Origin of the sequence: Sphingobium sp. CECT 9361, from assembly GCF_918741285.1 — a bacterium.
Taxonomy (GTDB): Bacteria; Pseudomonadota; Alphaproteobacteria; order Sphingomonadales; family Sphingomonadaceae; genus Sphingobium.
Genome location: NZ_CAKKNC010000008.1, coordinates 128,380 through 149,730, shown reverse-complemented (window position 1 = coordinate 149,730; position 21,351 = coordinate 128,380). Strand labels below are relative to the sequence as shown.

The following is a 21,351-nucleotide window of genomic DNA, read 5'->3' as shown; positions in this document are numbered from 1 at the left end:
CCGTTTTTGCCTTCGCCAGACCCAAGAGAAACTTGTTTGGCGATCCGATAAAAGCAAAGCAATGCGGTAGACAATAACGGCATGAGGGGCATGAATGATCGATTCGATCCTGGCAATGGGGGCTACCCACGCGGACGCCATTTGGCCGTTCGTACTCGTCGGCTTTTTCGCGCAGATGGTGGATGGCGCCCTAGGCATGGCCTATGGCGTGATTTCCAGCACCTTGCTGCTCGCCCTCGGTGTCCCCCCTGCGGCAGCATCTGCTGGCGTCCACGCGGCTGAAACCTGCACCACCGGCGTTTCAGCGATCAGCCACATTGCCCATCGCAATGTCGATTGGAGCCTGTTTCGCCGTCTGGTCGTTCCCGGCGTGATCGGGGGCGTGCTAGGTGCCTATGTTCTTTCAAACATCGACGGCAACGTCATCAAGCCATTCATTCAAGTCTATCTTCTGTCCATTGGGGTCTATCTCATTTGGCGGTCTCGTCATGTATTGCCCCAGCACAGCAATCCGAAAATCGTAGCTCCGCTGGGTCTCGTTGGCGGGTTTCTGGATGCGAGCGGCGGCGGAGGCTGGGGTCCGGTGGTAACCTCCAACCTTCTCATTCAGGGGTCCAGCCCGCGTCACACCATTGGCACAGTGAACAGCGTCGAGTTTATTCTGACACTCAGCATCTCGATCACCTTCTTCCTTAACGTCGGTTGGGAGGCCTTCACTGTCGCGACATCTGGCCTGCTGATCGGCGGCGTAGTGGCTGCGCCTTTGGGCGCAATGTTGGCGCGACATGTGGCTCCCAAGATATTGATGACTTCGGTTGGCATCATTCTGACGCTCACGTCGTTGTTCGGCATTGCCAAGTGGCTTGGATATATCGGCTAGAGCGATTATATTTCCCTCGTCAATCGAGGGAGCCAATCATATGTCGAGCTACATGCCGACTCTGAAGCAACTGCAATATCTGGTATCGCTCAAGGAACAGGGGCATTTCGGCAAAGCCGCCGATGCCTGTTTCGTGACCCAATCGACATTATCGGCTGGCATCCGCGAACTGGAATCGCTGATCGGTGTGACACTGGTCGAGCGTACCCGGCGTGTGGTGCGATTTACGGCTTTGGGCGACCGCATCGTGGAAAAGGCACATCGCGTCCTACGCGAAGCCGAGGAACTCGCCGGTATCGCTCAGGCCGCCGGCAAGCCGCTATGCGGCGAATTGCGGATGAGCGTCATCCCTACCATTGCACCTTTTCTGCTCCCGCAACTGCTGCCGAAGCTACGCGCTGACAAGCCCGAACTCAAACTTTATCTGCGCGAAGAGACGAGCGGCCAGGCGATCGAATCCCTTCGCCATGGCCAGGTCGATTGCGTGCTGCTCGCCTTGCCCTATGCGACCGGTGACGTGGATAGCGAGATACTGTTCGCCGATCGCCTGTTCGTGGCTTTCCCAAAGGACGATCCACGCGATCCGCCCGAGCATATCGACGCAGACATGATCGACGAAGCGCGACTGCTGTTGCTGGAAGACGGCCATTGCTTGAAGGATCACGCCCTCTCCGCTTGCAATCGCCCCGAACTCCGCGCGGAAGCCACGATGATGGGCACTTCGCTCCACACGTTGGTGCAGATGGTGGATAATGGGCTGGGCCTGACCATGCTGCCGGAAATGGCGATCACCGGCGGAATATTGGAGAATACGCAGATCGTCGCGCGACCGCTCAACACCGACAATGCGCAGCGTCAGATCGCCCTTGTGTGGCGCAAGAACAGTCCGCGCGACAAGGAGTTTCGGATGCTCGCCGAGATACTGCGCGAAGCCGCTAAAGCGCCGCGCAGGCTACGAAGCAAAGTCCCCGCTTAAGGTGTCGGCGATAGCCATTCTGATGCTTTGGCATCGTCCTCCGCCTTCGCTTCGACCCAGCTTTCGCGCCCGTCCGCAAAGCTTTCCTTTTTCCAGAACGGGGCGTGGCTCTTGAGCCAGTCGATCAGGAAGGCGCAGCTTTCCAGCGCAGCCTTCCGATGGCGCGACGCCGTTCCCACAAAAACGATGCGGTCGCCGGGCCGTAAGGTGCCAACGCGATGGACGATGCGGATACCCAACAGGGGCCAGCGCGCCATTGCGTCCGCTGCGATCCGCTCGACCTGCATCTGGGTCATGGCCGGATAATGATCGAGATGGAGCGTAAGCAAGTCCCCCTCCCCCCGCACAATCCCGGTAAAGCTAGCCACCGCCCCGCCGCCCAGTGCTTCCAGCGCCGACAACTCGACGGCGGCATCGAAATCGTCGGTCCGGACGGAAGCGGTGATGCTCATCCCCCGGTTACGGGCGGGAACAGCGCCAGTTCCCGTGCATCGCCAATCACCGTGTCGAGCGGCACGAACCGCTGATCGAGCGCCGCTCGCAACCGCGTCGGCTGGCCCAAGGCTTGCGCGTAGCCACCGCCGCGCGCCGCCAGGCTTTCGATCAATGCTGCGATGCTAGTGTCACGCGCAGGAGTGTCGATCCGCTCGCCATCGCGACCGATGCCATCGCGCACCCAGGCGAAATACAGTATGTCCAAGCCCGCCACCGTCGGATCAGTCCATATGCTTCAGGCCGACGCGCAAATAATCCCAACCCGTCACCGCGGTCAGGATCGCGGCGGCCCACAGGGTTGCGATGCCGGTCCATTGAATGAAGGGATAGGCCGGCAATGCACCGGCAAGGATCAACGCGCCGAAACATATAAGCTGAAACGTCGTCTTCCATTTCGCTAATTGCGAAACCGGGACGGACACTTGCAACCCCGCCAGAAACTCGCGCAATCCAGACACGGCGATTTCGCGCAGCAGGATCACCAAAGCCGCAATGATGTGAATACCCGTGATGTCCCGCGTCGCAACCAGCATCAGGATAACTGCTGCGATCATGATCTTGTCGGCGATCGGATCGAGAAAAATACCCAGTCGGGAGACCGCGCCGTTGGCGCGCGCCAGATAACCGTCGAAATAATCGGTAATGCCCATCAGGCAATATAAGGCAAAGGCGAAGGCATATCCTGCCTGCCATTGCGGCCACCACAACAGGCCGACCAGCAACGGCACGGCGAAAATGCGCGAAAGCGTCAACAGATTGGGCAGCGTTAGCATGTCACTCCGCCTGCCACAGCCGTCTCCCGGTGACAAGCGGTCGTGGCGTAACTTCAGCGCGGACCCATCATATCGCCCTTGTAACAAGGTTCGACTTATCGCAGCGAAGCAGACGAGGTTGGACAGCGGCATTGGCAGCGGCTAGACCCCGCCTCAATTAGCGCAACAGCGAGAAGTCATCGCCTTTATGCAAGCCTCGGTCAGGCTCCTTACCAAGCGGCGGTTCCTTCCGCTGTTCGTCACACAGCTTTTGGGCGCCTTTAACGACAATCTGTTCAAGAACGCGATGGTCCTGTTCGTGGTCTATTCCGTCTATAATGACGAGAAGGCCGAGACGTGGTTCAGCGCCATCGCGACCGGCATATTCATCCTCCCCTTCTTCCTGTTGTCCGCCTTGTCAGGGCAGCTTGCCGATCAGCGGGATAAGGCCCGCATCATTCGCATCGTCAAAGCTGCGGAAATCGGCATCATGACTGTGGGTGCGATCGGACTGGCGCTCGCATGGATGGGCATAACGATACACAGCATCGCCATTCCGCTGATGCTGCTGGCTCTGTTCGCTATGGGGATTCACTCGACATTCTTCGGACCGATCAAATATGCCATCCTGCCCCAACATCTGCACGACGATGAAGTGCTGGGCGGCACCGGTCTGGTCGAAGCCGGAACCTACATCGCCATTCTTGCCGGCACCATTTTGGCCGGTCTCATTTCGGTCGAAGTCGCTGCGGCTGTCGTCATTATGACAGCAATAGTGGGCTATTTAACAGGTCGAGAAGTGCCGCCCGCGCCACCGATGGGACGCTGCGATCCAGTGGATTATCACTTCATCCGCGCATCGATCAAACTGGTGAAAGGCACGATGCACGTTCCGCGCCTGTATCTTGCGATCTTATCGATCAGCTTCTTCTGGACCATCGGGTCTATCCTTTTCATTCAGTTTCCGCCGCTGGTCAAAAATGTACTCACCGCCGACAAAGCGGTCGCCAGCCTGTTCCTTGCTATTTTCTCCATCGGCATTGCAATCGGCTCGGTCGCGATCAATCGCTTGCTCAAGGGCGATGTCTCGGCCAAATATGCGCCTGCTTCCGTAATCGGAATGGGCGTTTGCTTGATGGGCTTCCACTTCGTGTGCGCCAATTGGGCTGGTGCGACCGACGGGCAATTGCTGTCGCTGGCGGATTTTCTCAAACACCCGGATGCCTGGGAACTGACAGGCGCGCTGTTGGGGGTGGCGACGTTCGGCGGCATGTTCGTTGTGCCGCTCTATGCGTTTTTGACGACGACCGTTGAAAAGTGCGAAGCCGCGCGCACCATCGCCGCAAACAACATCGTGAATTCTGGCGCCATGGTGATTGGATCGTTGGTGGCAGTGGGCCTGACGATGCTGGGGTTGGCGCCCGTCAACCAGTTGCTTCTTGCTGCTGCCTTATGCCCCATCTCGGCATGGCTTGCCTGGCGGCTGCACAGTGCCTGCCGCGATGGGCAGTGCATAGTCCACTAAGTTCTACGCTATGAAGCTGTAGAAAGCGGTAAAGAACGCCGCAAAGCTCAGGCCAAACAGTTTCCAGTCCTGATCGTCGGATTTCACCGGCAGATCATGCTTCGGCATGACCAGCACATGCGGCGGAAGACTGGCCCGAAATGGATGTCGGGCAGATTCGGTAGTCAGGACAAGGGCGCGACGTTTTCTCATGATGCGATGTTAACGCATCATTTACCTTTTAGCCCATGGTTAAAGAGGGTTAACATTTGCTCGTCCCGGTCTGGCACAACCGATACCTACCGCCTCCTAGAAGCGATCCTCAAATAGCGCGACGATTGGGTAGATATTCTCGACCTGACTGCGGTGGATATGCATTTCCACATCGTAGCGGTGCTGAAGCAAAGTGATCTGGTTGCGATCCCGCTCGATAAGCTTCGCCACCGTGACCACCTGTTTACCATCGTTCGTGTTCAGCGCGACGAAAACATCGCCCCCGATCGCAGCAGGCCTGACCTTGTCGATCAACACCATCTCACCTGCGCGAAAGCGCGGCTCCATGGCGTCGCCCGGCATATACGCCGCGAAGAAACGCTCTTTATCCATCACCGCCAATTGCGGAATCTGCTGCGTCTTGCTGTCTTCAAGATTGGCGGCGTAAAATTCGAAATCCGCCGGAACGGTCATTTGCGCATCTGCAGATGCGTCCGCAAGCATACCCAAGGCGAACACTGAAATGGTCGCCGAAGGTTGCGCTATGAAGGGCTGTCGCATGTCAGCCACACGCGGCGCAACATCGTCTAGATCGGGCGTGGGAAACACGGCACGGATTTTCGCTAGCGTCCGGGTCGACAAAGTGTAATTGACGGTTGGCTGAGGATAAATCCGTGTCAATGTGGACGGCGAAAGCCCCGCTTTCCGCGCGATTTCCGTAACGGACCATCCCGTTGCGCTGACGATGCGGCCTATCAGCTCCCGCGCTTTTTCCTGTTCGACATCCTGCATATCCAAAACCGGCTCTGTTTCAGCAGATGCCGTGCCCTTCCTTTCGCGTTGAGATATCGAAAATGCTATCATCGATAAATTAGCCTCCAAAATGCACATTTCGATATGTGAAAAGTGCCATTATGTCTCAGGATGAACCATTTTATACGATTGAAAATAAGCATATTTTTTTCCGTAACGCATCACAGCATAGTTGCATCCAAAATGAATGCAAATAAAATTGCTTTTCCGCAAGTCTCCGCTCAATAAAGAAGCGGCGCAATAAAAGGATCCGCTTGCGCACTTTCGACAGCCGGAGACCATGGAATGAAACATGATTTCGAGGCTTGGAAAGGCCACGAAGATCCGTTGGACTGGCCGAAATCGGAAAGCGATTCCACGGATATAGTCATTCAGCGCCTATCGCGCCTTGCGGGACCGGCGGCTCTGATTGTGGGATATCTTGCCACTTATGCGCTGTGGCGCTACTTTTTCACATAAAGTAGCGCATCGTCTGCTTTAACATTTTCATATAGCTACCCGATATTTTATAAAGGCTTGGTACCAGCCTTCATCCGCGGAGCCACGCTTACCATGACACCGCACGCAGTGCCATGCTCCGCCATGCGCCTTAACGGCTTAAACGCACAGCCAATCGCCTCCCGCTACTGCCCATCGCGCAATAGGATGTGCACAAAGGCATAGACCATGCCGTTTTTTGTACGCGCCTTAGGCCTTGGCTGGTGCCTCGATCACCCGGATATTGAGTTCACGCAGTTGCTTTAGCGCGGCGGGGCTCGGCGCCCCCATCAACAAATCCTCCGCGCGCTGGTTCATCGGGAACAGTGTAACTTCACGCAAGTTCTGCGCACCCACCAGAAGCATCACAATGCGATCCACACCCGCAGCCATGCCACCATGCGGCGGTGCGCCATACTGAAACGCGCGATATAGACCGCCGAAACGGTCTTCGACATCCGCTTGCGAAAGGCCCACGAGTTCGAACGCTTTCACCATCAGTTCTGGCGACTGGTTACGAATCGACCCCGATGCAATCTCATATCCGTTGCAGACCATATCGTACTGATACGCCTTGATCGTCACCGGGTCCTGCCCGTTCAACGCCTCCAGTCCCCCTTGCGGCATCGAGAACGGATTGTGCGCAAATTCGATCTTCTTTTCGTCCTCGTCATATTCGTAGAACGGAAAATCAACGATCCAGCACAATTCGAAGCGATCCTTGTCGATCAGGTCGAGTTGCTCACCCACACGGATACGCGCCAGCCCGGCCAGCTTCGCCGCTTGGCTTTCCTTGCCGGCTGCAAAGAACACGCCGTCATTAGGGCCAAGGCCCAGCGCCGCAATCAACTTCGCGGTTGCTTCCTCCCCATGGTTCTTGGCGATGGGGCCGCCCGGCACGCCGTCCTTGATGTTGATATAGCCCAGCCCGGAATAGCCTTCGCCCCGCGCCCAGTTATTCATATCGTCAAAGAACTTGCGACTGCCAGCACCGGCACCCGGTGCAGGGATCGCGCGGATCACGTTGCCACTCTCGACCAGTGACGCAAAGATGCCGAATCCCGACCCATGGAAATGCTCGGTCACATCGGTAATTTCGATGGGGTTGCGCAGATCGGGCTTGTCGCTGCCATATTTCAGCATCGCTTCGGCGTGTGGAATGCGCGGGAAGCTGCCCGCAGGCGTCACCGGCTTGCCCTCGGCAAATGCCTCGAACACCTGCGCGATGACAGGCTCCATCGTGTTCCACACATCTTCCTGCGTGACGAAGCTCATTTCCAGATCGAGCTGGTAGAACTCGCCCGGCAAGCGGTCGGCGCGCGGATCTTCGTCGCGGAAACACGGCGCAATCTGGAAATAACGGTCGAACCCCGCCACCATCAGCAATTGCTTATACTGCTGCGGCGCCTGCGGCAGCGCGTAGAATTTGCCGGGATGAATGCGGCTAGGCACCAGGAAATCGCGTGCGCCTTCCGGGCTGCTCGCGGTCAGGATAGGTGTCGAATATTCGGTAAATCCTGCGCCTTCCATCCGGCGGCGCATGTCGGACACGATTTTCGTGCGCGTCACAATATTGGCGTGCAGCTTTTCCCGGCGCAGATCGAGGAAGCGATACCGCAAACGGATATCCTCGGGATATTCCTGCTCACCCGCTACCGGCAGCGGCAATTCCTGCGCGGCGGATTGAACCGTCACACTATCCGCCACCACTTCGATGGCGCCGGTCGCAAGGTTCGCGTTGGTCGCTTCAGTCCCACGGCTCACAACCGTGCCGTCAATCGTCACAACCGATTCGAGCCGCAGCCCCTCCAGCACCCGCAACGGATCGCTGTCCGCCCGCGCGACAATCTGCGTCAGGCCATAATGATCGCGCAGATCGACGAACAGCACGCCACCATGGTCGCGCTTGCGATGCACCCAGCCGGACAGGCGAACGGTCGCGCCCACGTCGCTTTCGCGGAGGGCGGCGCAGGTGTGGGTGCGATAAACGTGCATGGCTTCGATTTCTTTCAACGCTTTAGAGCAAACCAACGATCTAAAGTGATCGATCCAATGGAATTGGACAACAACCACTCTAGGCAAATGACAAACCCGTGGATCGGGGCTATGGCCGAATATGTCGATACCGACGCGCCCGCCAGGGAGCGGGCCAGCCCATAATAAGATCGAAGACCATATGCAAATTCATCCGCTGATAAGCGACAGTAAGACCCTCGCCGAATTTTGTGAACGCATCGCCAAATCGCCCTATATCGCCGTCGATACGGAGTTCATGCGCGAAAACAGCTATTGGCCCGACCTGTGCCTGCTGCAAGTCGCCGACCCGCATGAGGCCGCCGCGATCGACCCAAAGGCTCCCGGCCTCGACATGACCCCATTGCTCGACCTCATGGTCGACAATCAGGACGTACTGAAGATTTTCCATGCCGGCGGGCAGGATCTGGAAATCATTCACAACATGACCGGCAAGACGCCCTATCCCATGTTCGATACGCAGATAGCGGCCATGGCGTTGGGTCTGGGCGAACAGATCGGTTACGGCAATCTGGTCGATGCATGGCTCGGCATCACGCTCGACAAGGGCGCCCGCTTCACCGACTGGGCACGCCGCCCGCTCGACAAGCGGCAGATCGACTACGCCATCGGCGACGTCACCTACCTCATTCAGATTTTTCCAATGATGCTGGCGGACCTGAAAAAGACCGGGCGCGGCGGCTGGCTCGATCAGGAAATGGAGCGGATCAGCGACCCCTCCAACTATGTGAATGAGCCGTCCGAATCCTGGAAGCGCGTTCGCATCGCCAGCCGCAAGGCCGACGTACTGGGTCGTCTCAAGGCGCTTGCCGCGTGGCGAGAGATCGAAGCGCAGGACAAGAACCTGCCCCGCGGCCGCATCGTCAAGGATGAGACGCTGGCCGACATCGCCTCGCATCCCCCACGCAGTCAGGACGATTTGGTCAAGGTGCGCGGACTATCTGCGGGCTGGAAGAACAACGACATCGGCACCCGCATGATGCAGGCGCTGGCCAATGCCAAGCCGCTCGACCGCGACGAGATGCCCGAACGCGATCCCAAAAAGCCGGGTCTCGGCAAAGACGGTGCGCTGGTCGCCGATCTGCTCAAGCTGCTGCTCAAGATTCGCTCGCGCGAGATCAACGTCGCTTCTCGCCTGCTGGCGCGAACGGACGATCTGGATGCACTGGCTGCGGGCGAACGCGACGGGCTCTCCATTTTGGAAGGCTGGCGCTACGAGCAATTCGGCCGCGATGCTGTCGATCTGGTTGAAGGGCGCGTTGCGTTTGCGGTGAAGAACGGCCGGCTAAAAATGACTCGCACCCTCGCCTCGGTAGAAACGCCGCCAACCGAACTGGCCACACCTCAGGCCGTCCTGTCCGAGCCCCCGACCGAAGAGGATTGAACGATGCGCAGTAAAGCTCTTCTGATCCTGATGGCATTGGCTCCGACGGCCTGCATGACCGCCCCCATGACGCCTCAGGTTGCAAGCGGCAGCACTACCTGCACAAACGAAGGCCTTGATCGCTTCATCGGCCAGAGGGCTTCCGCCGAACTCGGCGCAGAAGCCATGAAAACGTCCAGAGCCCGCACCATGCGTTGGGGTGCCCCCGGTATGGCCATGACGATGGACTATCGCGAAGACCGCCTGACAGTGAGCTACGATGAGGCGATGTTGGTCACCTCGGCGCGGTGCGGTTGAGGATAGCCTGAACCTGCTCCATATCCAATCAGCAGGTGCGCTAACCGCTTAGCAGGCGCTCTCCAAACGCTTGCATCCGTTCATCTTGTAAAACGGAAACTGCGCTGCCATTTCCCCGCCGTTCGATACTGCAAGAGGATAAATCATGACCGCCACTACCGCAGGAGCCACTGAGACCCACGCATTCGAAGCGGACGTATCGAAGCTGCTCCACATGATGGTTCATTCCGTTTATTCTGATCGGGACGTCTTCCTGCGCGAGTTGATCTCCAACGCCGCGGATGCCTGCGAGAAGCTGCGCTATGAGGGAATTGCCAATCCTTCCCTGCTGGGCGACGATCCGCAGCCGCGCATTGCGCTCATTCTGGACGCCGATCAGGGCCGCCTTATCATCGAGGACAACGGCATCGGCATGACCGCCGCCGACATGGGCGAGACGCTGGGAACCATCGCCCGCTCTGGGACCAAGGCGTTCATGGACCGGATCGCGGGCGACGCTGGCAAGGAAGGCTCGCAGCTAATCGGACAATTCGGTGTCGGTTTCTACTCTGCCTTCATGGTGGCGCGCGAGGTAGAGGTTTTCTCCCGGCGCGCAGGCACGGATGAGGCCGCACGCTGGAGTTCGGACGGCCAGGGCACCTACACTATCGCACCAGCCGATCTGGCGGACACTCCGGCACGGGGTACGCGCGTTGTCCTCCACCTTCTGGACGATGCCAAATCCTATGCTGAACGCCACACCGTCGAACGGATCGTCAAGGCGCAGTCAGGCCATGTGCCGGTGCCCATCACCTTGTTCGAAAAGTCCGATGCGGAAGGTGCATCCATCGCAGACGGCGCGGCGCTCTGGCTGAAGCCAAAGTCGGAAATCAGCGAAGAGGACTATAAAGATTTCTACCGCAGCGTGGCGGGCCAATATGACGCCCCCGCCCTGACCATTCATTATCGCGCGGAGGGACGCTATGAATATTCCGTCCTGATCTTCATCCCCGAAAACAAACCATTCGACCTGTTCGATCCGGATCGCAAGGGCCATATCAAGCTCTATGTGCGCCGGGTGTTCATCACCGACGAAGCGCAAATCCTGCCCCGTTACCTGCGGTTCGTGAGAGGCCTTGTCGATTCTTCCGATCTGCCCCTCAACATGTCGCGCGAGATGATTCAGGACAGCCCCGTGCTGGCGGCGATCCAGAAAGGCGTGGCCGGCCGCGTGCTGACCGAACTGCAGAAGCTCGCCGACAGCGACGCAGACGCCTATCTCAAGCTCTGGGAGACGTTCGGCGCGGTCATCAAGGAAGGGTTGTACGAGGATTTCGAGCGGCGCGACGCTCTCCTCTCCCTTGCCCGCTTCAAGACCACGACATCGGGAGACGGCTGGCGGTCGCTCAAGGACTATGTCGCGGACATAAAGGACAATCAGACTGCCATCTATTATGCGACCGGCAGCGATCTCGACCGGCTGGCCACTTCGCCGCAGATCGAAGGGTTCCGCGCGCGTGGAATAGAAGTGCTGCTCCTCCCCGATCAGGTCGACAATTTCTGGACCACAATGGGCGTCGATCATGAAGGCAAGCCCTTCAAGTCGGTGACGCAGGGCGCAGCGGACCTCAGTCTGATCCCCTTGGGCGACGATGCGGAAAAGCCCGTCCCGGCAGACAGCGGGGCGGTGAATGACTTCCTTACCTTCGCCAAGACGGCATTGGAAGGCGCCGTGTCAGATGTGCGCGCATCCGAGCGGCTCACCACCAGCGCCGTGTGCCTTGTCGCACCCGAGAGCGGCATGGACCGGCATCTTGAGAAACTGCTCGCCAGCGCTGGGCAACTGACGCAGACCGCCCTTCCCGTCCTGGAGCTCAATGCCGGTCATGCACTTATCCGCAAACTGGCGGCAATTGACGATGGAGATGTGCTTAAGGCGGACCTAGCCCATCTGCTGCTGGATCAGGCCCGAATCGCGGACGGAGAGCAGCCTCGGGATGCACAGGCCTTTGCGGAGCGGCTGGATCGACTCATGAGCCGAGCTGTCGAATAGACCTCAAGCGCCTCGCTGGAGAAAATACGCGGCCTGTGCGCCCTAGCTTGCTTGACGCGACATATGTCAAACTCTCTTGTCTGTCGCATTCCCAACCATGACAATGCGGTGTAAGGAACAATTGACAGGTTCGAGAGTCGTAATCGAGCGTTGTCCGCATAACGCGATATAATTCGTGATAGGAGCTAGGGAATGCAGCGTATTTCTTCGAAAGGATTTGGCCGCATGTCGCTGGGCTTGGCCGTCTCGGCCCTTGCCTTGACCGCATGTTCGGAAAAAAGCAGCACGTCCGAAACGGCACAAACCGCGCCGACGGAAACCGCTGCACCCGCCGCCAATACGGCTGCACCAACTGCCGCGCCTGCAGCAGCCGGGAAACCGGATGCCAGCAATGTCGATACGCTCAGCGGAGCGAAGTTCGCTGATTTCACTGGCGACGCTGCCAAGGGGGAAAAGGACTTCGCCACCTGCAAAACCTGCCATGCTATCGAAGAGGGCGTGAACAAGATCGGGCCATCTCTCCACGGTGTCGTCGGTCGGGCCGCCGGGTCGATTGCCGGATTCAATTATACGCCCGCCAATAAGGATAGCGGTATTACCTGGAGCAAAGAAAAGCTGTTCCAGTATCTGGAAAATCCCCAGCGCGTAGTTCCGGGCACGAAGATGGCTTTCGCGGGTTTCAGCGATCCGCAAAAGCGCGCAGATGTTATTGCCTATCTGGCCGCCAATTAAGCCAGACACACCCATTTTACGGAAAGCCCGGTAGTGATGCCGGGCTTTTTTGTGTTCATCTCCGCCGACGCAGATCGGCAAGGTGAACGGGAAAAGAGAGCAGCAACGCAGCGGAAACCCAGTACCACGGCATGTCGGTCAGGGCGAAACGCACCGCCAGCAGCATCAGCACGCCCGGTGCAAGGCGCAGTATTGCGCTGGACACATCCCAGCCGCTCCGGGCCACGAGCCATATCCCCTCGATAACGATGATGAAAAGAACGATATCTACGGCATGGCCGCTCGCAAACAGCTCTTTCACCGCGCAGCGATCATCCGAACGGCCCGTTCAGCCGCACGATCGTCATGTTGAGATAGCCCGCAAACGTCACCCAGCAGATATAAGGCACAAGCAACAACGCTGCGGCCATCGATCGCGGCCAGGTAAACAGGATCAGCGATCCAACCGACAGCCACAGCAGCATCACTTCGAACAGTGCCCAATCGGGACGATGTAGCCGGAAGAACAACAGGCTCCACAAGATATTGAGAAAGCCGTTCAACGCGAACAGGCCGATCAACTTGTCGGCTTCGTCCCGCGTACGTGTCGCATGCCATCCCGTGACCGCTGCAAGCGCAGTCAGCGAATAGATGATCGTCCAGCCAATTCCATATGCCGCATCCGGTGGCGCCCACCGGGGCATGACCAAACTACGATACCAGGGGCCGATGTCTGTGATCGTCGCGCCTAAAGCAGCCACAGCGATGGCAATGCACGCGGCAATCAGGATCGGAAACAGCCAGGCGCGGATCATCGCGAAGCGGAGGCCGATCCCAGCCCGAGCAAATGCCGCATATCGTTTAGGAAAATGCGCATATGCGCCATCGGCCTTTTGCGGACCAGTTCCTTGTTCATATACGCATCCCAGGTCAGTTGCTGCACATCGGGATCCTTGCAGATTTTGACGAAGCTATCACGCCGCTTGTCGCTGCTATACCAGAAATACTGCATGATCCCCAGAATCCAGAAGACCCGCCCATGCTTACGCATGAAGGTTTTGCGCGCCTGTTTTAACGCAGCCGCGCGGCCCGTGCTGAGGAACGCGTCGATGGCTTGCGCGGCGCAACGGCCGCCGAACATCGCATAATAAATGCCTTCGCCCGATGCAGGTGCGACGACACCGGCTGCATCGCCCGTCACCACCAGATCGCGGCCATTGTCCCAGCGCTTGAGCGGCTTGAGCGGTATCGGCGCACCTTCGCAGCGTATGGTTTCGCACGCGTCCAGCCCGGTCTGCTGCCGCAACCGCGCCACTGCATCGCGCAGATCGAAGCCTTTATTCGCGCTGCCTACGCCGATGCTGGCCGTGTCACCATGCGGGAATACCCACGCATAAAAATCCGGAGACAAATGCCCCTGATAGAATATGTCGCAGCGCCCCCCATCGAAATCGGCGGCAGCGGCCAGTGCGGCTTGCGGTGCCAGTATGACTTCGTGATAGGCAAAGACACATGGATTGCGGGCAGCCCCTGCCAATTCGGCACGCGCCACGCCGGACCTTGCGCCATCTGCGCCGATGACGCTGCGCGTATGCAAGCGCAATTCGCGGCCGCCGCGCCGCTCAGTATAGATCACACTGATGCGGCCATCGGCATCGCGCTCTATCCGATCGAATGTACCTGTGCGCCTCTCTGCGCCGTTTGCAACCGCGCGAGCCCGCAGCCATTCGTCGAATATATCGCGATCGACCATCCCGACGAAGCCGTTGCCTACGGGCATATCGACTGCGGTATCAGAGGGGGCGATCATCCGGGCGGACGTTGCGTGGGCCACCAACAGGTGATCGGGAATATCGAAATCGCGGATCAGCCGCGGTGGGATAGCGCCGCCGCAAGGTTTGATCCGCCCTGCCTTGTCGAGCAGCGCCACACTGCGCCCTGCCCGCGCCAGATCGTCTGCTGCGGTGGCACCCGAAGGTCCGCCACCGATCACCACCACGTCATATTCGCGCATATGGGTCATGTCGCCAACTTTCCTGCAAGCTGTGTGATTGCCGGGCGCGACGGGCGCGCGACGTGGAGCGCCAACCATGCAGCGCCGAGGAACAGCATCGCCTCCACTCCGAACACCATCGTGAACGCGCGCTCGGTCGATCCGCCCAAAGCGCGGGCGACATCGACGCCGACTGCGCCGGTCAATCCGCCCAGACCAAAGGCTATGGCCTGTGCAGCGCCCCACACGCCCATGCGCACGCCTTCGCGCGGGCCAGTATCTGCGCCGCCACCTGCACCCGCCAAGGCCATCATCGTGCCGATCGCAGCGACCGCAAACATTCCGTTGGCAAAGCCCAGAAACGCGACATTCGCGGCGAGCGGCCAGCCCTCGCCCACCCGCGCCGCAATGGAGAGGCCGAGCAGCGCCATCGCCGATCCAAGGCATCCGGCGAAAATCCACAAGCGGAGCGCCGCGGGCGAACGCCCGAAATAGCTGCCGCCGACACCGACAAGGATCATACCCGCCAACACGCCACCATGCTGCACACCCGATAGCTGAGTCGATTGCCCGGGCGTCATGGCGAACAAGAGGCCCGCAAAGGGTTCCAGGATCAGATCCTGCATCGAATAGGCCAACATCGAGAGGAAAATGAACAGCGTGAACCGGCGGGCATCGTCATCCGCCAGAATGTCTGCAATGGCAGCGCGGAAATCGGGCGCGGGCGCATCGCGACGTCGCGCGACGGGTGCAGCTTCGCCTTCGATACCCCAGATCGCAATGATCGACAGCAGAAAGGCCGACAGCGCTACACCACCCGAAACCATCGCAAGGCGAGGTAGCGAGAAGGGGTCAAGGAGGCTGCCAGCGACCCCCGCCGTGATAACGATGCCGGAAATCATCATGATCCAGGTGATCGATGCCGCCGCGGCCCTCCGTTCAGGCGCAACGCGCGTGGCCAGCAGCGCCAGCAGTGAAGTCCCTGCCGCGCCGACACCCGCGCCGATCATCGAAAATGCCACGACCATCAGCAAATAACCCGACACCTGTCGGTCGGTGAGCAGCGTCAGCGCATCCACCGCCAGCAAGGCGCCAAGCGCCAACATTCCCATACCGCCGATGATCCATGGCGTCCGCTGACGCCCCTTGTCGGACTTATGGCCCCATGCCGGGCGCGACAATTGGACGGCATAATGCCACGCTACAAGCCCTGCAGGCAGCGCAGCGGGCAGCGCATATTCGACCACCATCACGCGATTGAGCAGCGATGTCGCCAACATCACGATGGCGCCAATGGCACTTTGCACCAGCCCCATGCGGACGATGCCAACCCAGCCGAGCGGAGGTGCGGGCTGCACGACCTTCACAGCCCCCATGCTCCGCCGAGACCAAAAGCCGACGCCAACATGCCAAATACATAAAGCGTCGTGCCGGTGGCATTATACCACGGCGTGTGCTTGAGCGGATCGCGCAGCAGGCGGATCATCAGCCCCAATTGCCCCACCAGCAACGCCGCCACGATAGCGGCAACGACCGCATGTCCCCATTGCGCCAGCAGCGCCACGACGATCACTTGCGGCGCGGCCATGATGATGCAGGCCAGCCGCGCCGCCGGGTCCACTCCCATAACAGCCGGCAACGACCGTATGCCCATAGCACGATCGCCCTCTACTGCTTTGAAATCGTTTAGCGTCATGATGCCGAACGCCCCTGCGCTATACAGCGTCAGAACGATGAGCACCGGCACCGAGGGCAAGGAACCCGCCATGACCGCGGCCCCCGTAAACCATGTCAGCCCTTCATAGGTGAGCGCCACCACCGCCGGTCCCCAGATGCCGCTTACCTTAAGTCGCGCAGGGGGCGCGCTATAGGCCCAGGCGCACTGGACACCCAGACATGTCGCCGCGAACACCCACGGCCCGGTCGCCCATGCCACGATCAGCGACAGCAGCGAGCCGATGATGGCGATCCGCAGACCCCAGTTGCCAGCAATCCGCCCCGAAGGGATCGGCCGCTTCGGCTCATTGATCGCATCGACATGCCGGTCGAACCAGTCGTTCACCGCTTGGCTGGTCCCGCACACCAGCGGTCCTGTCAGCAAAATCCCGGCGCAAAAGAACGGCCAGCGTTCGGATATGGGCGCGCCGGAGGAGACGACGCCGCACATAAACGCCCAGATCGGCGGAAACCAGGTGATAGGTTTGAGCAATTCCAGCACATCACGTGGGGCCGGAATGGGTGTCGCCGAGGCGGTGGGGAGTGTCTGCGCCATATGTGCAAGCTATGCCTGACATACCATGTCGTCAAACAGAATTGACACTCATAACATCGAAAACGACGCGCAGCGGATCAGTTGCTGGCAGGTACCAGATTGCCCAGCCCATGCCGGTGCAATTTCGAGTAGAGACTCTGGCGGCTAAGCCCCAATATTTCCGCAGCAGAAGCCCGATTGTCGGAGGTGAACGTCAATGCCGCCTCGATACACAGACGCTCGATCAGATCGGTACTTTCACGCACGATGTCCTTAAGCGGCATCCGCCCGACCAGTTCGGTGAGCTGATCGACCGAGCGCGGCAAGTCCCGCTCGACCGGCGCCAATGTCCGTACACGGCGCCCGACATTGCGGATCGTGAAGCCAAAGCAAATGCCATCGTCCATCGGCGCCATCACGCCCGACACTTCGACTTCTTCCTGTCCGCCTGCCGAACCGCGCACAATCGTTGCAACATTGCGCACCGATCCATGTTCGCGCAATTGGTTGACGATCAGGTCGAGATCGATTCCGGGACGCCCCAGCCAAGAACCCAGATTTTCGCCCGCCACCCGGTCCGCCACTGGCATTTCGCTCAATTCGACGAATGCTTCGTTGGCGGTCAGAATGTTGAGATCGCCATCCGCCAAAACGAACGCATCGGGCATCCGCTCGACGATATTGCCCAATATCGCATCCTGCTTGGTCGGCTCCCGTGCGCCATCGACCACTTCGATGCGCACCAGCACAAGTGCGGTGCGGCCCTGCCGGAAAAGCCGCGCGGAAAATTGCGCTTCGATCATGCTGTTGGCCAGATGGCCCATCACGGGCGCAACGTCATCGACGACACCTGCAGCGCCCAGATGCGCGATAAAGGCTTCGCGGTCTGCGGCATCCAATATACTGCTGACAGGCTGATTGGACAGTCCGCCTTCCTTCACACCCAAAAGGCGCTCGGCGGCAGGATTAGCTTCGGTAATCCGTCGCGTGCCTGCATCGACGATCAACACAGGTTCGGATGCCATATCGAACAGCAAGCGATAGCGCGCTTCGGCCTGACGCAGCCGCACATAATCGCGTTCGAGCGATTGCTGCGTCTGGAGCAAGCGCTGCTGGATAGCCGCCGCGCTCAACATATCGCGACCGATTGCGATGGAGCGCCCACCTGTGCCGGTGCCGGACAGCATATACCGCACCGGAATTTCGCCTGCGCCCGTCGGATGATTGACTTGCCGCCACTGCATCGCATGGCCGTGCGTCAGCAATTCGGCGATCTTTTCCCGGCTTTCGCTACTGACGGTATCGATCCATGCCTTCCCCACCCAACCGGCGAAGCCATATCGCAGCAATTCGGGATTGGAGACGGCAACGTCGAGAATGACGCCCTTATCGTCCAGCACAAAGGCCACATCGCCCACCGATGCAAGCAATGCAGACGTGACATCGCCCGACAACATCCCAGACAGCGCATCGGGGAACGCAAATGCACTCGTCAGGGCGTTAGGATTGTGCCTGTTCATCGACGCGGTGCTTAGCTCCCGAAAGACAACTAACTCAGTAAGTTGCCTCCCTTTCATGGGTAGCAACCAATTTCCCCGCCAGCTTGACCGCCAGCTTTGCATCAGGGGCAGTACCGTCAGCACCCACTTGTGCCGCGAGGTCAGGATTATTAACGAACGTGGGCCCTCCAACCATTATGCACAACCGCGGATTGCGAGATACGCTCCGAAGCCCCTTTATGGTCGTGGGCAGCGCTCCGATATGGTAATCATAGCCAATCGTCAATCCGACAAAATCGAACCATTCCTCGCTTACCCGGCCCAACAGTTCCGCAGTGGTCACCTCGCTTAACCGGTCGGTTATCCAAGAGTCGCGGATAAACATTTCGTCCAGCAGCAGCGCGCCGAAGCTATGCTTGTCACCGGGCATCGACGCGATCAACGCGCGGCGCCCTCCGGCGGCACATTGACGGGCAGCGGGCGTTCGTGCGGAGATTTCGTGGACAATTTCCTGCAGCCGCCACAAACCCATTGTTACTTCAACGAAATCACATTCGTCGCGCTTCCAATATTCGCCCAGCAACCGCGCCGTCGGGGCCAGAAGATCGACCATCAGCGTTTCCACTGACACGCCACGAGCGAGGATCGCTTCGACGCGATCCAGCAGATCGGCTGCCTCCACGCGCAGGGAAAGCGGCGCAAACGCTTCAACTTCATCCTGCGTGATGGTGTCCATGCCATCGACCGAAACCAGGGGAGGCGCATCGGTTGCATGGGCGACGAGCAACCGCGGAATTATTTCGCCCTCGATCAGCTTCGTAATGGAAAAGTCATGGTCGTGACCCAGGCGGACCTGAAAGGCCGGAAGGCTTTGTGCGCTGTCTATACGTCGCTGGAAGTCACCGCGGTTAGCGGGTTGCGATGACCTTGCCAAACCAAGCATCGACGACATCCCGGACTCTCCTAGCCAGGCGACAGCCTTGTTGGCTGCAAGCTCGAGTTGCCCGTCTGGCTCCCCTGCCGACTCGAATGGTATGCCTGTTAAGCGAACTTGACAACAAGGAACGATGCCGCACCGCAGCATGTGTAAATATTTTTGGATGTCTAATTTAGTTGACACTTTACACGACGCTGACCTACTCTTCTGCCATAACGAAAGCAGAGGCGGGAACGGATGCGGTCGGACACCCCATCACTGGAAAGGCAGACGGAGCGTACCATCGTCCCGCTCTACACGCCCGAACAGCGCCGCCGCCGGGACGAGTCCCGCTGGACGCTAGTGCAGGGGACATTGGCTCCCGTCCAGTTCCTGATTTTCCTCGTTAGCCTGGCGCTGGTCCTGCGCTACCTTTCCACCGGCGCAGGTGCCAGCGCTGCCACGCTCTCCATCGTGGTCAAGACTATCGCGCTCTACACCATCATGATCACTGGCTGCATCTGGGAGAAGATCGTCTTCGACAAGTGGCTGTTCGCAGAGGCGTTCTGGTGGGAAGACTTTTTCAGCATGTTCGTGCTGGCGCTGCACACGGCGTATCTCACCGCGCTTTTCCTCGATTGGGGGACGGAGCGTGAGCGGATGCTGATCGCGCTTGCCGCTTATGCCACCTACGCCATCAACGCGACGCAGTTCATCCTGAAACTGCGCGCCGCCCGCCTGCAAAGCGCGCGCGACGCCGGTAACGCCGCGATGGTGACCGCATGACCCCCGCGCTTCCTGCCGCTGTCCCAGCCAGCACCGATTGCGTGCCCGTCCTGCGCCAGCGGGGACAACGAGAAGTGTTCTGTGGTCTCACCGGCATAATCTGGCTGCATCGCAAGATTCAGGATGCCTTCTTCCTCGTAGTCGGATCACGAACCTGCGCGCACCTGTTGCAATCGGCGGCAGGGGTGATGGTGTTCGCCGAACCGCGTTTCGGCACGGCGATCATTGAGGAACGCGATCTGGCCGGGATGGCCGATTGCAACGAGGAACTGGACCGCGTCGTCGACCGCTTGCTGACGCGCCGCCCCGATATCAGGATGCTGTTCCTCGTCGGCTCCTGCCCGTCGGAAGTCATCAAGCTGGACCTCTCGCGCGCCGCGCAGCGCCTGTCCGGCAAGCATAGCCCGAACGTCCGCATCCTCAATTATTCGGGCAGCGGCATCGAAACCACCTTCACCGAAGGCGAAGACGCCTGCCTCGCCTCACTGGTGCCGGAGCTTCCCGCAGAACCGGCCAATGCCGCGCCTGCCTTAATGATCGTCGGTGCGTTGCCCGATGTGGTCGAGGATCAATTCCTGCGCATCTTCGCGCAGCTCGGCATCGCCCCCGTCCATTGCCTGCCTGCGCGGAAATCCGCCGATCTGCCCCCGGTTGGACCCAATACCCGCTATCTGCTGGCACAGCCGTTCCTTGGCGAAACCGCCCGTTCGCTTGAAGATCGCGGCGCGCAACGGCTCGATGCGATGTTCCCCTTCGGCGCGGAAGGCACGACAAGCTGGCTCCACGCCGCCGCACAAGCCTTCGGCATCGACGAAATGCATTTCCGCAGTGTCATCGCGCCGGGCCGCGAACGCGCCAAGCGCGCCATCGAACATTGCCGCGAACAGCTGGCAGGCAAGAGCATCTTCTTCATGCCCGACTCACAACTCGAAGTACCGCTCGCGCGCTTCCTGAGCCAGGAACTTGGCATGGTGCCGATCGAAGTCGGCACGCCCTACCTCCACCGCCGCCATCTGGCGCAGGATCTAGCGCTGCTGCCCAGCACCACGGTTATCAGCGAAGGTCAGGATGTTGATCGTCAGCTTGATCGCGTACGCGCCGCGCAACCCGACATCACCGTTTGCGGCCTCGGCCTCGCAAATCCGCTGGAGGCCGAAGGGCTAACGACCAAATGGGCCATCGAACTGGTGTTCTCGCCCATCCATGGCTTCGATCAGGCAGGCGATCTGGCCGAATTGTTCGCACGACCTCTGCGCCGCCGCGATGTGTTGAGGGTGTGAGGATGATGGTTCAGCACATTCTCTCCTCCGTTCGGGCTGAGCTTGTCGAAGCCTTTCA

The 21,351-nt window shown here is 59.5% G+C and carries 22 protein-coding genes; 9 read left to right on the top strand and 13 right to left on the bottom strand.

The features are described 5' to 3' along the window. The first annotated feature begins 94 nt into the window (after positions 1–94). Both LQ220_RS13340 and LQ220_RS13335 read left to right on the top strand, forming a co-directional pair. Entirely contained in the window at positions 95–880 is a 786-nt protein-coding gene (locus LQ220_RS13340; protein WP_230188789.1) for a sulfite exporter TauE/SafE family protein, read from the top strand. Between the two features lie 40 nt (positions 881–920). Further along, complete coding sequence (locus tag LQ220_RS13335; protein WP_230188788.1) at positions 921–1,856, top strand: hydrogen peroxide-inducible genes activator; 936 nt, start codon at positions 921–923, stop codon at positions 1,854–1,856. On the opposite strand, the gene LQ220_RS13330 is transcribed toward LQ220_RS13335, so the two are convergent. The 3 genes from LQ220_RS13330 to pgsA are packed head-to-tail and all read right to left on the bottom strand — an operon-like array spanning position 1,853 to position 3,124. Further along, complete coding sequence (locus LQ220_RS13330; RefSeq protein ID WP_230188787.1) at positions 1,853–2,308, bottom strand: molybdenum cofactor biosynthesis protein MoaE; 456 nt, start codon at positions 2,306–2,308, stop codon at positions 1,853–1,855. The two genes, LQ220_RS13335 and LQ220_RS13330, sit on opposite strands and share 4 nt — an antisense overlap. Then, entirely contained in the window at positions 2,305–2,565 is a 261-nt protein-coding gene (locus LQ220_RS13325; protein ID WP_230188786.1) for a MoaD/ThiS family protein, read from the bottom strand. Before LQ220_RS13325 ends, LQ220_RS13330 begins: the two co-directional genes overlap by 4 nt. A 7-nt stretch (positions 2,566–2,572) precedes the next feature. Next, positions 2,573–3,124: a CDP-diacylglycerol--glycerol-3-phosphate 3-phosphatidyltransferase gene (gene pgsA, locus LQ220_RS13320; protein WP_230188785.1), complete on the bottom strand. Its 552-nt coding sequence runs from the start codon at positions 3,122–3,124 to the stop codon at positions 2,573–2,575. Positions 3,125–3,311: 187 nt separating this feature from the next. On the opposite strand from pgsA, the gene LQ220_RS13315 reads away from it, so the two are divergent. After that, a complete protein-coding gene (locus LQ220_RS13315; RefSeq protein WP_230188784.1) occupies positions 3,312–4,628 on the top strand; it encodes an MFS transporter in 1,317 nt (438 codons plus the stop codon). Positions 4,629–4,631: 3 nt separating this feature from the next. Here LQ220_RS13315 and LQ220_RS13310 read toward each other — a convergent pair whose 3' ends face one another. From LQ220_RS13310 to aspS, 3 genes are all read right to left on the bottom strand, one after another. Further along, the gene (locus LQ220_RS13310) at positions 4,632–4,820 is read right to left on the bottom strand and encodes a hypothetical protein (RefSeq protein WP_230188783.1); all 189 of its coding nucleotides are present in this window, start codon (positions 4,818–4,820) and stop codon (positions 4,632–4,634) included. Positions 4,821–4,916: 96 nt separating this feature from the next. Next, entirely contained in the window at positions 4,917–5,612 is a 696-nt protein-coding gene (locus LQ220_RS13305) for a S24 family peptidase (protein WP_230188782.1), read from the bottom strand. Positions 5,613–6,320: 708 nt separating this feature from the next. Further along, positions 6,321–8,105 carry an aspartate--tRNA ligase gene (aspS, locus tag LQ220_RS13300; RefSeq protein WP_230188781.1) on the bottom strand — a complete coding sequence of 595 codons (1,785 nt, stop codon included), beginning with the start codon at positions 8,103–8,105 and terminating at the stop codon, positions 6,321–6,323. A gap of 181 nt (positions 8,106–8,286) precedes the next feature. Here aspS and rnd point away from each other — a divergent pair, with 181 nt between their 5' ends. The 4 genes from rnd (at position 8,287) to LQ220_RS13280 (ending at position 12,589) form a co-directional block, all read left to right on the top strand. Beyond that, a complete protein-coding gene (gene rnd / locus LQ220_RS13295) occupies positions 8,287–9,528 on the top strand; it encodes a ribonuclease D (protein ID WP_230188780.1) in 1,242 nt (413 codons plus the stop codon). Positions 9,529–9,531: 3 nt separating this feature from the next. Next, on the top strand, positions 9,532–9,825 hold the full coding sequence (locus tag LQ220_RS13290; protein ID WP_230188779.1) for an I78 family peptidase inhibitor: 294 nt from the start codon (positions 9,532–9,534) through the stop codon (positions 9,823–9,825). 145 nt (positions 9,826–9,970) lie between these two features. Next, positions 9,971–11,857: a molecular chaperone HtpG gene (htpG, locus tag LQ220_RS13285; protein ID WP_230188778.1), complete on the top strand. Its 1,887-nt coding sequence runs from the start codon at positions 9,971–9,973 to the stop codon at positions 11,855–11,857. A 192-nt stretch (positions 11,858–12,049) separates the two neighbouring features. Further along, positions 12,050–12,589: a cytochrome c family protein gene (locus tag LQ220_RS13280; RefSeq protein WP_230188777.1), complete on the top strand. Its 540-nt coding sequence runs from the start codon at positions 12,050–12,052 to the stop codon at positions 12,587–12,589. A gap of 55 nt (positions 12,590–12,644) precedes the next feature. On the opposite strand, the gene LQ220_RS13275 is transcribed toward LQ220_RS13280, so the two are convergent. From LQ220_RS13275 to LQ220_RS13245, 7 genes are all read right to left on the bottom strand, one after another. Next, on the bottom strand, positions 12,645–12,890 hold the full coding sequence (locus tag LQ220_RS13275) for a hypothetical protein (RefSeq protein ID WP_230188776.1): 246 nt from the start codon (positions 12,888–12,890) through the stop codon (positions 12,645–12,647). Between the two features lie 10 nt (positions 12,891–12,900). Beyond that, positions 12,901–13,383 carry a TspO/MBR family protein gene (locus LQ220_RS13270; RefSeq protein ID WP_230188775.1) on the bottom strand — a complete coding sequence of 161 codons (483 nt, stop codon included), beginning with the start codon at positions 13,381–13,383 and terminating at the stop codon, positions 12,901–12,903. Then, complete coding sequence (locus LQ220_RS13265; protein WP_230188774.1) at positions 13,380–14,591, bottom strand: geranylgeranyl diphosphate reductase; 1,212 nt, start codon at positions 14,589–14,591, stop codon at positions 13,380–13,382. Before LQ220_RS13265 ends, LQ220_RS13270 begins: the two co-directional genes overlap by 4 nt. Then, positions 14,588–15,937, bottom strand: coding sequence for a BCD family MFS transporter (locus tag LQ220_RS13260; RefSeq protein WP_230188773.1), 1,350 nt, complete (start codon positions 15,935–15,937; stop codon positions 14,588–14,590). Before LQ220_RS13260 ends, LQ220_RS13265 begins: the two co-directional genes overlap by 4 nt. Continuing rightward, on the bottom strand, positions 15,925–16,833 hold the full coding sequence (chlG, locus tag LQ220_RS13255) for a chlorophyll synthase ChlG (RefSeq protein WP_230188772.1): 909 nt from the start codon (positions 16,831–16,833) through the stop codon (positions 15,925–15,927). Before chlG ends, LQ220_RS13260 begins: the two co-directional genes overlap by 13 nt. Before the next feature lie 77 nt (positions 16,834–16,910). After that, positions 16,911–18,332, bottom strand: a complete 1,422-nt coding sequence (gene ppsR / locus LQ220_RS13250) for a transcriptional regulator PpsR (RefSeq protein WP_230188771.1) — start codon at positions 18,330–18,332, stop codon at positions 16,911–16,913. Between the two features lie 34 nt (positions 18,333–18,366). Next, a complete protein-coding gene (locus LQ220_RS13245) occupies positions 18,367–19,263 on the bottom strand; it encodes a cobalamin B12-binding domain-containing protein (RefSeq protein ID WP_230188770.1) in 897 nt (298 codons plus the stop codon). Between the two features lie 222 nt (positions 19,264–19,485). Here LQ220_RS13245 and bchF point away from each other — a divergent pair, with 222 nt between their 5' ends. Continuing rightward, the gene (gene bchF / locus LQ220_RS13240) at positions 19,486–20,013 is read left to right on the top strand and encodes a 2-vinyl bacteriochlorophyllide hydratase (protein ID WP_230188769.1); all 528 of its coding nucleotides are present in this window, start codon (positions 19,486–19,488) and stop codon (positions 20,011–20,013) included. Beyond that, positions 20,010–21,293: a ferredoxin:protochlorophyllide reductase (ATP-dependent) subunit N gene (locus LQ220_RS13235; protein ID WP_230188768.1), complete on the top strand. Its 1,284-nt coding sequence runs from the start codon at positions 20,010–20,012 to the stop codon at positions 21,291–21,293. Before bchF ends, LQ220_RS13235 begins: the two co-directional genes overlap by 4 nt. Positions 21,294–21,351 lie beyond the last annotated feature (58 nt).